Source organism: Pseudomonas sp. TH37, assembly GCF_016650735.1.
Classification (GTDB): Bacteria; Pseudomonadota; Gammaproteobacteria; order Pseudomonadales; family Pseudomonadaceae; genus Aquipseudomonas; species Aquipseudomonas farris.
Genome location: NZ_JAEKFD010000006.1, coordinates 1 through 12863 on the forward strand (window position 1 = coordinate 1; position 12863 = coordinate 12863).

General features: G+C 60.6%; 11 protein-coding genes. 4 read left to right on the top strand and 7 right to left on the bottom strand.

Features of this window, described 5'->3' with window-relative positions; translation table 11 throughout:
• Window positions 1–33: 33 nt before the first annotated feature.
• Window positions 34–1311, bottom strand: coding sequence for a lipid IV(A) 3-deoxy-D-manno-octulosonic acid transferase (waaA, locus tag JFU11_RS16550; RefSeq protein WP_123721517.1), 1278 nt, complete (start codon window positions 1309–1311; stop codon window positions 34–36).
• A 22-nt stretch (window positions 1312–1333) separates the two neighbouring features.
• Window positions 1334–2224 (bottom strand): LysR family transcriptional regulator, encoded by an 891-nt coding sequence (locus JFU11_RS16555; protein WP_123721518.1) that lies wholly within the window; start codon window positions 2222–2224, stop codon window positions 1334–1336.
• Window positions 2225–2327: 103 nt separating this feature from the next.
• On the opposite strand from JFU11_RS16555, the gene JFU11_RS16560 reads away from it, so the two are divergent.
• The 4 genes from JFU11_RS16560 to JFU11_RS16575 all read left to right on the top strand — a co-directional run bounded on the left by JFU11_RS16560 (window position 2328) and on the right by JFU11_RS16575 (window position 5792).
• Complete coding sequence (locus JFU11_RS16560) at window positions 2328–2660, top strand: multidrug efflux SMR transporter (RefSeq protein WP_052965993.1); 333 nt, start codon at window positions 2328–2330, stop codon at window positions 2658–2660.
• 146 nt (window positions 2661–2806) lie between these two features.
• Complete coding sequence (locus JFU11_RS16565; RefSeq protein ID WP_123721519.1) at window positions 2807–3982, top strand: FAD-dependent oxidoreductase; 1176 nt, start codon at window positions 2807–2809, stop codon at window positions 3980–3982.
• Window positions 3979–4791 (top strand): aldo/keto reductase, encoded by an 813-nt coding sequence (locus JFU11_RS16570; RefSeq protein ID WP_123721520.1) that lies wholly within the window; start codon window positions 3979–3981, stop codon window positions 4789–4791. The genes JFU11_RS16565 and JFU11_RS16570 overlap by 4 nt, the downstream gene beginning before the upstream one ends.
• Window positions 4792–4823: 32 nt before the next feature.
• Window positions 4824–5792, top strand: a complete 969-nt coding sequence (locus JFU11_RS16575; RefSeq protein ID WP_201061369.1) for a hypothetical protein — start codon at window positions 4824–4826, stop codon at window positions 5790–5792.
• A gap of 133 nt (window positions 5793–5925) precedes the next feature.
• On the opposite strand, the gene hldE is transcribed toward JFU11_RS16575, so the two are convergent.
• The 5 genes from hldE to JFU11_RS16600 all read right to left on the bottom strand — a co-directional run bounded on the left by hldE (window position 5926) and on the right by JFU11_RS16600 (window position 12861).
• Window positions 5926–7347, bottom strand: a complete 1422-nt coding sequence (gene hldE, locus JFU11_RS16580) for a bifunctional D-glycero-beta-D-manno-heptose-7-phosphate kinase/D-glycero-beta-D-manno-heptose 1-phosphate adenylyltransferase HldE (RefSeq protein ID WP_052965997.1) — start codon at window positions 7345–7347, stop codon at window positions 5926–5928.
• Between the two features lie 76 nt (window positions 7348–7423).
• A complete protein-coding gene (locus JFU11_RS16585; RefSeq protein WP_201061371.1) occupies window positions 7424–8845 on the bottom strand; it encodes a PIG-L family deacetylase in 1422 nt (473 codons plus the stop codon).
• A gap of 16 nt (window positions 8846–8861) precedes the next feature.
• Window positions 8862–9758, bottom strand: a complete 897-nt coding sequence (locus tag JFU11_RS16590) for a GNAT family N-acetyltransferase (RefSeq protein WP_123721728.1) — start codon at window positions 9756–9758, stop codon at window positions 8862–8864.
• Complete coding sequence (gene msbA, locus JFU11_RS16595; RefSeq protein ID WP_123721522.1) at window positions 9758–11548, bottom strand: lipid A export permease/ATP-binding protein MsbA; 1791 nt, start codon at window positions 11546–11548, stop codon at window positions 9758–9760. Before msbA ends, JFU11_RS16590 begins: the two co-directional genes overlap by 1 nt.
• A gap of 101 nt (window positions 11549–11649) precedes the next feature.
• Window positions 11650–12861 carry an O-antigen ligase family protein gene (locus JFU11_RS16600; RefSeq protein WP_201061374.1) on the bottom strand — a complete coding sequence of 404 codons (1212 nt, stop codon included), beginning with the start codon at window positions 12859–12861 and terminating at the stop codon, window positions 11650–11652.
• Window positions 12862–12863: the final 2 nt, after the last annotated feature.

Sequence of the window (12863 nt, forward strand, 5' to 3'; positions counted from 1 at the left end):
AAGGCTGCGATCTTTTTTTTGCTCGGCTCGGTCTTAACGCTCGATCAACCGCCCCAACCCATCCAGCAACCGCTGCAACGCGCCCTGATTGGTACGCATCACCTTCAGCCCCGCCTCGGCCATCCGCTGTGCATCGCGCGGCAATTCGAACAGCCGCTGCACCGCCAGCGCCAGACCTTCGGCATCATCGACCTCGGCCAACGCCCCGGCACTGCGCAACTGCGCGGCGATTTCGAGGAAGTTGAACAGGTGCGGCCCGCTGAGCACCGGTTTGGCCAGGGCCGCCGGCTCCAGCAGGTTATGCCCGCCATTCGGCACCAGACTGCCACCGACGAACGCGCTGTCGGCTAACGCGTAGAGAAACAGCAACTCGCCCATGGTGTCGCCCAGCAGCACCGAAGTGTCTGCGGTAACCGGTTCGCCCGTCGAACGCCGCACCGTGGCGAAACCCTGCTGTCGGCACAACTCGAACACCGGGTTGAAACGCTCCGGATGACGCGGCACCAGAATCAGCAAGGCATCGGGATGATTGACCAGCAGCCGACGATGGGCAGCCAGCACCACATCGTCTTCACCTTCATGGGTACTCGCGGCGATCCATACCGGGCGATCCTGTGCCTGCCACTGCGCACGCAATTCGCCGGCACTCTCCAGCAGTTGCGGGTCGATGGTCAGGTCGAATTTGATCGAACCGGTCACTTCGACGGTTTCCGGGCGTGCGCCCAAATCCCGGAAGCGCTGCGCCTCGGCTTCGGTCTGCACCGCGAACAGGCTCATCTCGGCGAGCATCGGCCGGGTCAATTTATGGAAGCGGCCATAGCCTTTGGCTGAGCGTTCAGACAGTCGCGCATTGGCCAGCGCCACGGGAATCCCGCGTTTGGCGCATTGATGGATATGGTTGGGCCAGAGCTCGGTTTCCATGATCACCGCCAGTTTCGGTCGGGCCCGATCAAGGAATCGCGCCGCGGCGCAGGGCAAGTCATAAGGCAAATAGCAATGCTGGATGCGCGGCTCGTTGGCGAACAACGCCTGGATGCGCTCGGACCCGGTCGGGGTCATGCAGGTGACGGTGATCGGCAGCGTCGGATACCGTTGCAGCATGGCACGAATCATCGGCGCCGCGGCGATGCTTTCGCCCACCGACACCGCATGCACCCAGAGGCCGTCCGGCTTCATCGCCGGCAGCGCGAGGGAGAAACGTTCGCCAATGCGCTTGGCATACGCCGGCGCCTTGCGCGCCCGCAGCCAAAGACGAATCGCTACCAATGGCAGCCCCAGGTAAAACAGCGCGGTGTAGAGAGTTCTATTCATGGCGGCGGAGTTTATCGGTTTTTTAGCTGATCGCCTGCAAGTGCACGGCAAAACGTTCCGCCAGCCAACGGGCTGCCGGGCCGAGGGGCTCATCGCGACGCCAGACCAGTTCGACAATCAATGCCGGCGGAGTCCATTCGCTGGCCAGTTCGACCATCTGATCCTGATACGCGGGGTACTGCACCACATGTCGCGGCAACCAGGCCCAGCCAAGGCCGCGCATCACCCATTCAGCCATCACATAGAAACTGTCGGCGCGCCAGACCTGTGGGCTGGCCGGCTCGCTGCCGGGATAGACGCTGGACTGCGTGGACATCAGTAACTGTCGATGCTGCGCCAATTGCTGACAATCGACCTGCGCCTGCTTCGCCAAGGGATGCCCCGCGCCGCACACCGTGACCATCTCGACGCTGCCCAGCACTCGCCGTTCAAGGGCTTCGGGAATCTGGTCGTGATAAAACAGCAAGCCCAGATCAGCCCGGCGCTCCACCAATTTGCGCGCGACATCACCCTGGGCGGCGCTGGTCAGCTGCACTTCAAGGCTGGGAAATTTTTCTGCCAGGGCCTCGAAGCTTTCGACCACCGCTTGATAGGGCATCGCTTCATCCTGAGCCACACGCAGACTCGCTTCCTGACCACGCATCATCGCCAATGCCCGGCCATTGAGGCGCTCGCATTGGCGCAGCACTTCCCGCGCCTCCTCGAGCAGCGCGGTGCCGGCTTCGGTGAGTTTCGGCTGACGACCACTGCTACGATCGAACAGGCTAACGCCCAGGTCCTCTTCCAGCAGCGCAATCGAACTGCTGACCGCCGACTGTGCCTTGCGCTGATCCCGCGCCACAGCGGAAAACGAACGCTGTTCCGCGACGCTGACAAACAAGCGCAGCTGTTCCAGATTCCATTGCATGTTCATGGCTCAACCCATCTTCAGAACAGATAGGTAATGACTTTACCGCATCTGGCGAATCTCTAGAATGCCGACCTCAGAAAGCAACACTTCACACGAGGATTAACCCATGACCGCTTACTACTATCTGGCCATCGCCATCTGCGCCGAAGTGATCGCCACTGTTTCGATGAAAGCGGTCAAGGGTTTCAGCACGCCACTGCCGCTGCTACTGGTCATCGTCGGTTACGGCATTGCTTTCGGGATGTTGACCCTGGTGGTGCGCAGCGTTCCGGTGGGCGTGGCCTACGCGGTATGGGCCGGCATGGGGATCGTGATGGTCAGCGTCGCGGCGCTGTTTATCTACGGGCAGAAGCTGGATGTGCCGGCAATGCTGGGGATGGCGCTGATTGTGCTGGGCGTTGTGGTTATTCAGCTGTTCTCGAAGACCGCGGGGCATTGAAAGAAAAGATCGCAGCCTTCGGCAGCTCCTACAGATGTACACATAACCCTGTAGGAGCTGCCGAAGGCTGCGATCTTTTTTCACGTCTTAGCTCCGATCCACGAGTCTGTATACTGCGCCCTCGTCTTGAACACTGAGGTCGCTGCATGCCATCCGTTATTTCCACCGACGTTCTGATTGTCGGCGCTGGTGTCGCCGGCCTCTGGCTGAATGCGCGCCTGCGCCGCCAGGGTTTTTCGACCGTGCTGGTGGAAAGCGCCAGCCTCGGTGGCGGGCAGAGCGTGAAGTCCCAGGGCATCATCCACGGCGGCGCCAAGTACGCGCTGCACGGTGCCCTGACCGGCGCCTCGGAAGCCATTGCCGACATGCCGCGTCGCTGGCGTGAAGCGCTGGCCGGCGACGGCGAGCTGGATCTGTCCGGCGTGCGCCTGCTGTCCGAAGCCCATTACCTCTGGTCCCCCGGCACCCTCGCCGGCAATCTCACCAGTTTCTTTGCCAGCAAAGCCGTGCGCGGGCGGGTCGATCAGGTCAAAGGCGAGCAGCTTCCACCAGCCCTGCAAGACAAGCGCTTCAAGGGCAAGGTCTATCGCCTGGCGGAACTGGTGGTCGATGTGCCAAGCCTGATCCAGCGCCTGGCCGATCTGGCTGGCGACGGCTTGCTGGCCGGTCAGCACATCGAACCGCTGCTGGAAAACGGCGAACTGGTCGGCTTGAAAGTCGACGAACGCGAGATCCGCGCCCAGCGCATCGTCCTCAGCGCCGGTGCCGGCACCGCCGACCTGCTCACGGCGCTGGGCCTGAGTCAGCCGGCCATGCAGCGCCGCCCCCTGCACATGATCATCGTCAAAGGCCCGGGCCTCAAACCGCTGTACGCCCATTGCCTGGGCGGCGGGCCGAAGCCACGCATCACCGTGACCACCCACCCGGCCGCCGATGGCCAGTGGGTCTGGTATCTGGGAGGCGACATCGCCGAAGCCGAAGGCGTGGCCCGTGATCCTGCCGCGCAGATCGCCACCGCGCAAAAAGAACTCGGCAATCTGTTGCCATGGATCGACCTGAGCACAGCGCAGTGGGCGACCTTGCGAGTCGAACGCGCCGAGCCGCTGCAATCGGGCCTGACTCGCCCGGACAATGCCTTCCTCGCCGAGCAAGATCGCCTGCTGGTGGGTTGGCCGACCAAACTGGCCCTGGCGCCGGACTTCGCTGATCGCGTCCTCGCCGCACTGCAACGCGACAGCATTCAGCCGAGCCATCCGGCGCCGCTGCCGGAACTGCCGAAACCGCCGATGGGCGTCCCTGCCTGGGAGCAACTGCTGCCATGAGCCAGCCAACCCTGCACGATCTGCATCGCCCTTTGGGCAGCACCGGCCTGCTGGTATCGCCTCTGGGCCTGGGCACGGTGAAACTCGGCCGCGATCAAGGGGTGAAATACCCCAACGGCTTCCAGATCCCCGGCGATGACGAAGCGCGCATGCTGCTCAAACTCGCACGCGACCTGGGCATCAACCTGATAGACACCGCGCCGGCTTATGGCCGCAGCGAAGAGCGCCTTGGCCCGTTGCTGCGGGGGCAGCGCCAGGACTGGGTGATCGTCAGCAAGGTTGGCGAAGAGTTTACCGACGGCCAGTCGAGTCACGACTTCAGCGCCGCCCATACTCGCCTGTCGGTGGAACGCAGCCTGCAACGGCTGGAAACGGATGTTATCGATCTGGTACTGGTGCATTCCGACGGCAACGATCTGGCGATCCTCAATGACAGCGAGGTCTACGCGACCCTCGCCGAGCTCAAGCGCGAAGGCAAGATTCGCGGTTTCGGTTTTTCCGGCAAAACCGTCGAAGGCGGCTTGAAGGCTCTGGAACAAGGTGATTGCGCGATGGTCACCTACAATCTGAACGAACAGAACGAGAAGCCGGTCATTGACTATGCTGCTGCTCACGGCAAAGCGATCCTGGTCAAAAAAGCCCTGGCCAGCGGTCACGTCTGCTTGAGCCCTGGCGTGGACCCGGTGCGCGCCAGCTTCGAGTTGTTGTTTGAACACCCGGGTGTGGCCAGTGCTATTGTCGGGACCATCAATCCGCTGCACCTCGCCCATAACGTCGCGACCGTTGCCCAGGTCCTTCGTAGCCATTGATGCCGCCCACGCGGCCTTAAGCAGGAGCCGACATGCCGCGTACGCTGATCAGAAAGAACCCGAGCAACTTCAAGACCCTGCCGTTATTCGTCGAAGCGACGCCCGAAGGCCTGAGTTACCAAAGCGTCGGGATGCCATTGAATTTTTCCCAGACCCTGCAACGTCGCCGCCCGGTGACGGTGCCCGACAGCGAGCGGTTTGCCCTGGAGCTGGCGAACCTCGGGGTTTCGGTGCGCCTGACCCTGCATTGGCAGAATCGCGATTACTGGGTGTTGGTGCGTCAACGTCGGCAGGATCGCGGCGATGTAGTGCTCAAACTGATCTCGGGTTACGTGCCGGCCCATGAACTGAACCTGCCGCTGCACACGGCGACCCAGGAAATCGCCGAAGAGTGCCTGCTGGAAACCCCGGAAGGCTGGCTCAGCGGGCGTTTCAACGATACCTGGCTGCCCGCGCCCTACTCGTCCGCCCTGCATTACCGCGAAGCCCTGCCGTTTCGCCTGACGCCGCTGTCCGGCTCGGCGCGGCCGGTGCGCTGCGCCAACATGCCGCTGATCGAGCGCCCGCGGGCCTACGTGCATTTGCCGACTGCATCGCTGCAATTGATCTACGACTTGCGCCTGGATGTGCCCAAGGAAGCCAAATCCTTGAGTCTTTTTCATGTCGACGAACGGCTGGAGGGCGATCAACTGGTGGCTCGGCTCGATCGCAAACGTCCCGATTTGTATTTGATGCCACTGCAGGACGGCCAGCCGATGGCCGAGCTCTATACCCTGAAAAAGGATGAGCTGTACCCGGCGAGTACCCGCGGGTTGTATCTGGCGGAGAGTTTTGCCCGGCAGGAAGGGTGGCTGGTGAAGGATGAGCGGATTCGCTGGAAAGACTGGGTGCGGCAACAGGGTTTGAGCCCGCCGGGGAAGGATTCCGGTTTGGCCCGCTTGCACGGAAAAGCAAAGCAACTGCTGAAAAGAATCGTGCCGCGCAAGAAAGTCAGCTCCTAAAGCCAAAGATGATCGTTCCCACGCTCTGCGTGGGAATGCAGCCAGAGACGCTCCGCGTCTCAAAGCGGACGCAGAGCGTCCATAGAGGCATTCCCACGCAGAGCGTGGGAACGATCAAGCACACTCGCCACAATCAGTGATTGCGGATCTTCTCGACAATCGCCGTGGTCGAGCTGTTTTCCACCAGCCCCAGCACTTTCACGGTCCCGCCGTAAGCAGTGACGATGTCCGCACCGACCACTTGGTCGATTCCGTAATCGCCGCCCTTGACCAACACATCCGGCTTGACCTCGCGCAGCAGGTTTTCCGGGGTGCCTTCAGCGAAGCTGATTACCCAGTCCACGGCGCCCAGACCGGCCAGTACGGCCATGCGACGGTCGACGCTGTTGATCGGACGACCTGGCCCCTTCAAGCGGCTCACCGACGCATCGTCGTTGACCGCCACGATCAGACGATCGCCCTGGGCCCGCGCCTGTTCGAGGTAGGTCACATGGCCGGCATGCAGGATGTCGAAGCAGCCATTGGTGAAGACAATCTTCTCTTTGTGCGCACGCGCGTCATCGACCGCCAGCAGCAGCTGCTCCAGCCCCAACACTCCACGCTCGGAACCTTCTTCACGCTGGATAGCACGACGCAACTCCGGAGCACTGATGGCCGCGGTACCGAGCTTGCCGACCACGATGCCTGCCGCCAGGTTGGCCAAGGCCACGGCGTGGGGCAGTTCTTCGCCAGCGGCGATCGCTGCCGCCAGGGTAGAAATCACCGTGTCACCGGCGCCGGTCACGTCGAACACTTCACGGGCACGGGCCGGCAGGTGCAGTGCCGGATGATCCGGGCGCAGCAAAGTCATACCGTGTTCGCCACGGGTCACCAGCAAGGCGCCGAGGTCGAGGTCGTGCATCAGCTGTGCGCCCTTGCTCACCAGCTCGTGCTCATCGGCGCAACCACCGACGATGGTTTCGAATTCGCTGAGGTTTGGGGTGATCAGGCTCGCGCCTCGGTAGATCGAGAAATCTTTGCCTTTGGGATCGGCCAGCACCGGAATGCCACGGGCACGGGCGGCCTGAATCAGCACCTGATGGTTTTTCAGCGCGCCTTTGCCGTAGTCGGACAGCACCAGCACCTTGATGCCTTCGAGCAATTCGTCGACTTGCTCGCCCAACGCCAGGGCGTCGGTGGAGAAAGGTTCTTCGAAGTCGATACGCAGCAATTGCTGGTGACGGCTCATCACCCGCAGCTTGACGATGGTCGGCTGGTGGGCGATGCGCTGGAACAACGCCCGCACGCCGGCGCCCTTGAGGCTATTGACCAGGCTGTCGGCAGCCTCGTCATCGCCGGTCACGCCGACCAGCGAGGCCGGCGCACCGAGCGCGGCAATGTTCAGGGCAACGTTGGCGGCACCGCCCGGGCGGTCCTCGATTTGCTCGACTTTGACTACCGGTACCGGTGCCTCAGGGGAAATCCGTGAGGTACCACCATGCCAGTAACGGTCGAGCATGACATCACCGACCACCAGGACAGGGGCCTGATCGAATCGTGGCATGGATAACTTCATGGAAACTCCAGGGGCAATAAAAGCGTCGCGGATAATAACATAGCGAAAGAATGCGGCCGCACGCGAGCAAACAGGCTCAGCGGCGGTCATCCTGTGGAGGGGCATCCAACGGACGCACCCAGAAAAGTTCGTGTCGGCGCACCGCTTTGCGGAAGAACTCGTCTTCACCTGTGCGGGGCCAGCGACGCCCGGCCAACAACCGCTGAATTACCCGGCGCAGACGTCTTTTGAGCGGTGGACGGCCCTGCAAGTCGTGCTGCATGCCCAAGGCCATGGCTTTGTCCATGCGGGTTGGCGCGTCCAGCAACGGGCTCCATAGCCCATCAGCCGGCAACGGCTCGATGGTCGGTGGCAGGGCAATGCCATAATCCGCCGGGCCCATCGGCCAGCGGTCGTTGTCATGCAGGTGATTGGCATAGAGCAGCAGGGTACGCGGGCGCCAGGTACTGAGTTCAATCGCGTCCATCAAGGCGCGCGTGCTGGCGACATGATCGCTGTGGGGATCCAGTTCGGGATGGGGCGTCAGCACCGCGTCGGGACGGTGATGCTCAAGCAGACGCGCCAGATCAGCCACCAGGTTGCGCCAATGGGGCTGACCATCGACGTCACCCGGCAGGCTAAGGGCATTGTGCCGACGCACGTCGCGTATATCGCTCTCACCCGACTCCCGGGAACCGAAGCTTTGCTCCGGCTGCTGCGCCATCGCATTCAGCTGCAAGCAGTAGTAACCCAATTGCACACATTGCTGTTGCGCCACCCCGCCCCACAGCGGCACTGCCAGGCTGTCCCAACTGCGCAGGCGCCCCTTGAGTCGGGCGGCCTGAGCGGCGTCGAGGCCCATTTTGCGGTAGTTTTCGGCCTCAATCTCGCCTTGGGTCAGTGTGACGATAGCCACCTCGGACGCCCGGCTATAAAGACCAAAAGCCGCCAGTTCAGCATCATCGGCATGGGGGGCGATGATTAGCAGACGCTGCTGAGCAAAATCCGGATTATTCAGGGCGTGCAAAGTTGCCTGTGGCGCCAGGCTGCAAAAGCATCCACGTAAGGTCAGGGTCCCGGCAGCCAACGCCGAACCTTGCCCGGACAGATTGAGAAAACGCTCTCCCGCAACACCGCGCTCCAGATCCTGACGGTCGTCACCGATCCATACCTGAGGGTCAAGAAAGCGACCTAGCCAATGGTTCTTCACCCGCACCTGCAAAACCAGGGTTTGCGCCACGCCAAAGTCCCCCGTCACCTGCAAGACACCATTGACCAGGGTGGTGGGGAATTGCGGCGTACCCGCCGGGAAGTCATAGCGATAATCGTCGCCCGGGGCATAGAACAGATGGTCGGCGAACCAGGCTTCATGGGCGATCCAGCCCAGCAGCAAGAACAGCGGTAACGGCCACCATGTGACAAAAATGCCAAATAGTAATGCAGCCAACAACGCACCGATCAGCACCACACGTTTGCGTTGGCGATGGCGTTTAAGCAATTGTTGCTTGCGTGCGCTCATGACTGCCTGTCCTCGCTTAAACCTGATAGACCGGAACCCGGTGACACCAGCGATCCTTGTATTCGCGATCGGCACGACCGAACGAGTAACGCAGCGGCTTGCCCACGGCACGGGCCTGCTCCCATGCGGCTTGGGTATTGACGAAACTGAGTACACTGCCAGGGCTGAACTCGCGGTTTTGCGGGTCGACACCGCCGTTAATGTATTCCAGGCTGACCCACTTGGGCGCCTCGACCCGGTACAGAATCTGGATCGCCACCGGTTCGTCGTTCAGGTAGATCAAGGACCCGGTCATGAACTCACGCAACAGGCTGAACACTTCAGAAAGACGCGCCTTGCCCGGTGCTTCAAAGTTCCAGCGGCGCTGGAACAGGTCAGCATAGATGGTGGCCTGTTCGCTGGCGCTCAGCTCCAGCATCGGTCGGATGATGCCACCCGCCTCTTCAAGCAAACGCTGGTCACGACGTTGGTTGTAGCGAAACTTCTTGCTGTAGTCCTCTGGTTCACGAGCCAGCGCCAGACCTTCAGGTTGCTCAGAGAGACCGGTGATGTTTGGGGCATTGAGTTCGGACACATAGCGCGCGCGATGCCGCACACGAACCTGGACGTCTTCGGCAACCGGCAGGATGATCTCGGCATTGCCGAGATCGAGCAGGCCACGTTTGCCTTCACGCTTGAGCACTTCCTTGGACAAGGCCACATGACGACCCCAGGTCGGCATCGCAGCGCACAATTCACCGTCGACGAACCAGCCCAGATAACGCACCGGGATGCCTACCAGCCCTGCCAGACGCTCAACCACTTCGGGATGAGTCGCCACGCTGCCGCCAAACTGTTGCCAGGCCTGGGTATAAGCCGTTGCATCGACGGGCGCCCAGCCGCTTTCTCTCCAGGCTCGCCAGTAACTCAAAATCAAACGTGGGACTCCGTCATCGCCTCGTCGGTGCTTTCGACGAAGTCCTTCTCGTGCAGGCGTGCGTAGAGACCGTTCAACGCCAACAACTCGGCGTGGGTGCCGCGTTCGACGATGCGGCCCTGGTCCATCAACAGGATCAGGTCAGCCTTCTCGATGGTCGACAAGCGGTGAGCGATCACCAGCGTGGTACGGCCCTTCATTACTTGTTCCAGAGCCGCCTGAATGTGGCGCTCGGATTCGGTGTCGAGGGCCGAGGTAGCCTCATCGAGGATCAGCAATGGCGCATTCTTGAGCAGCGCCCGGGCAATCGCCAGACGCTGGCGCTGACCGCCGGAAAGCAGCACACCGTTTTCGCCCACAAGGGTGTCGTAGCCTTGAGGCATTTGCTCGATGAACTCGGCGGCGTAGGCATCTTCGGACGCCTTGCGCACGTCTTCGAACGGTGCGCCGGCGAGGTCACCGTAGGCGATGTTGTTGGTGACGCTGTCGTTGAACAGGGTGACCTGCTGGGTCACCAGGGCAATGTGACGACGCAGGTTGGTCAGCTTGTATTCCTCGACATCCACACCGTCGAGCAGGATCTGGCCCTTGTCGTGGTGATAGAAACGCGGAATCAGGTTGGCCAAGGTCGACTTGCCACTGCCTGAACGCCCCACCAAAGCAACCATCTGGCCTTCTTCGGCGGTAAAGGAAATATCGTTGAGCACAAGTTTCTCGGTGCCCGGGTACTGGAAGCTCAAGTTACGCACTTCCAGGCGACCGCTGACGCGCACCATTTCCTTGGTGCCCGTATCGACTTCCGGTTCTTCGTCGAGCTGCTCGAAGATGCTCTCCGCACCGGCCAGCCCTTTCTGGATCGTGGCGCTGACTTCCGACAACTGACGAATCGGCTTGGGTAACAAACCGGCGGCGGTAATGTAAGCAACCAGTTCGCCAGCAGAGGCATCGCCGCGAAGGTAAAGCACCAGATACATCAACACAGCCATGCCGACGTAAATCACCAGTTGCAGCATCGGGGTGTAGATCGACTGGGTGCGGGTCATGCCCAGGCTGCGATTCATGTTGTCGGCGCTGGCCTTGTGGAACCGATCGATTTCGTAAGTCTCACCGCCAAAACTGCGAACCACGCGATAGCCCTGGATCGTCTCCGAAGCCACATGGGTCACATCGCCCATCGCCACCTGGATTTTTTTGCTTTGCTTGCGAAATTTTTTGCTGGCGCTACTTACCAGAATCGCGATGACCGGCAGGATTGCCAGCAATACCAAGGTCATTTTCCAGTTGCTGTACAGCAGGTAACCGAACAGGAACACCACCGTCAGGCCTTCACGGATCACTACTTTGATCGCATCGGTGGCGGCACCGGTGACCATGGTCACGTTATAGGTAATACGGGAAATCAGGTGACCGGAGTTATTGTTGTCAAAGTAGCGGTTAGGCAAGGTCAACAGGTTGTCGAACAAGGCGCAACGCAGGTCGTGGACCACGCCCCGGGCAACCTTGGCCAGGTAATAGTTACCCAGAAATGAGCCGATACCCTGATAGACCGCAATCAGCACAATCAACAACGGTACGCCGAGTACCAGCGAGACGCCCAGAAACTTGGTGTCATTGGGTTTTTGCAAGGCGTCGAGAAAATGCTTGAGCATGTCCGCCAGCATCGGCTGGCTGGATGCGAACAGCACGAAGCCGACAATACTGATGGCAAAAGCGCCCCAGTACGGGAGCACGTATTTCAGCAACCGCAGGTAAATCTTCATGCTTGATTGCTGGTCGGAATTGGCCATTCGGCGCGCCTCGTACGTTTGAAAAAGACAGACAACCTGTGGATTGTAACAGCGAACGAATTACAACATCGGCTCAGCCCGGACAAGGTGCCGAAAACGCTTTAGCACTTCGCTACCGGGCCAGGAGTATCAGTAGCTGAAACACTCCAGACGAAAGTTTTGGTTTCATTGCCAGCACGAGTGGCCAACACGATACTCAAGGCAATCGGTAACCAGGTAATCAACCAGTCCGCGTTGGGCTTGAGCCAGAGGCCGATGCCATCGGTCATCAATGACGCCCCGGAAAACACCCAGAGTGCCAGCAACACCTGCCCCAGTGGCTGTGCGCGCGAAATCCAGCCACGCCAGCCAACCGCCAGCCACAGCCAGCCGAATAGCAGTAGCCCAGGCACACCAAGACGCACACCGATATCCAGGAACAGGTTATGGGGATGTTTGAATACCTGTCCGATTTCAGGGACAGGAATCAGGTACTCATGGAATCCCAATCCCATCCCCCAATGATCCAGCATCAATTGAACGCCGCCGCTCCATAGCTCGGGGCGGAAAGAAACGCCACGCTGCAAGAGGATTTCCGGCTTGAATACAGCAATGGACGCCAACCCCAGGACCACCAGAATGATCAGCCCGCCCGCCATGCGCGACGGGCGCGCCACTCCCATCACGAAGAGACAGGCCAGCAAGCCGATCCACACACCGCGGGTTTGGCTGAAGCCCAGAAATAGCGCATATCCCAGCGCCGGAATCAGCAGCAACACCATCGCCCAGGGATTGAAGCGCTTGGTCTGCAGCGTGAAAACGCCAAGAATCGCCAGAGCCCCCACCCCGTGCGCGGCCATGATCGCGGTGTCCCACAAGCCAATGGCAATCAGCCTGCCGCTAAACGGCTGAGCGGATGTTTCATAAAAGTAGACCCAAGAAGCCGCGGCAAAGAAACCGCCGATAATCGATGCGTACAACAACATGGATTCCAACCGCCACTTGCGGTTCTGGGCAGCCAGTAACACGCCTAACAGGGTAAGGGACACATAGAGCGTCACCTTGCTTTTGCCGACGACGTTAGCGCCCCCCTCAACCATCAGCACCAATAATGTCCAGGCCACGAAAATGGCAAAAAGGATGCACTCCGGTTGCTTGAGCATCAGCCGAAAATCCCGATGGAACAGCGCCAGCATGGCGGGTAACCAGAGCAGGAAAATTATCATTTGATGATAAATTTTATTGTTTGGCAGTACCCATGCCCCACACAGCAGCACGAGAAGACCGATAGACGCCCATGCCGCCAGGGCATTCCTATCGATAAGTTTTTTCATTC

What these genes read in the sequence shown, in the direction of transcription:
- waaA (WP_123721517.1), bottom strand. Translation starts at nt 1,311, where the DNA reads ATGAATAGAACTCTCTACACCGCGCTGTTTTACCTGGGGCTGCCATTG.
- JFU11_RS16555 (WP_123721518.1), bottom strand. Translation starts at nt 2,224, where the DNA reads ATGAACATGCAATGGAATCTGGAACAGCTGCGCTTGTTTGTCAGCGTC.
- JFU11_RS16560 (WP_052965993.1), top strand. Translation starts at nt 2,328, where the DNA reads ATGACCGCTTACTACTATCTGGCCATCGCCATCTGCGCCGAAGTGATC.
- JFU11_RS16565 (WP_123721519.1), top strand. Translation starts at nt 2,807, where the DNA reads ATGCCATCCGTTATTTCCACCGACGTTCTGATTGTCGGCGCTGGTGTC.
- JFU11_RS16570 (WP_123721520.1), top strand. Translation starts at nt 3,979, where the DNA reads ATGAGCCAGCCAACCCTGCACGATCTGCATCGCCCTTTGGGCAGCACC.
- JFU11_RS16575 (WP_201061369.1), top strand. Translation starts at nt 4,824, where the DNA reads ATGCCGCGTACGCTGATCAGAAAGAACCCGAGCAACTTCAAGACCCTG.
- hldE (WP_052965997.1), bottom strand. Translation starts at nt 7,347, where the DNA reads ATGAAGTTATCCATGCCACGATTCGATCAGGCCCCTGTCCTGGTGGTC.
- JFU11_RS16585 (WP_201061371.1), bottom strand. Translation starts at nt 8,845, where the DNA reads ATGAGCGCACGCAAGCAACAATTGCTTAAACGCCATCGCCAACGCAAA.
- msbA (WP_123721522.1), bottom strand. Translation starts at nt 11,548, where the DNA reads ATGGCCAATTCCGACCAGCAATCAAGCATGAAGATTTACCTGCGGTTG.
- JFU11_RS16600 (WP_201061374.1), bottom strand. Translation starts at nt 12,861, where the DNA reads ATGAAAAAACTTATCGATAGGAATGCCCTGGCGGCATGGGCGTCTATC.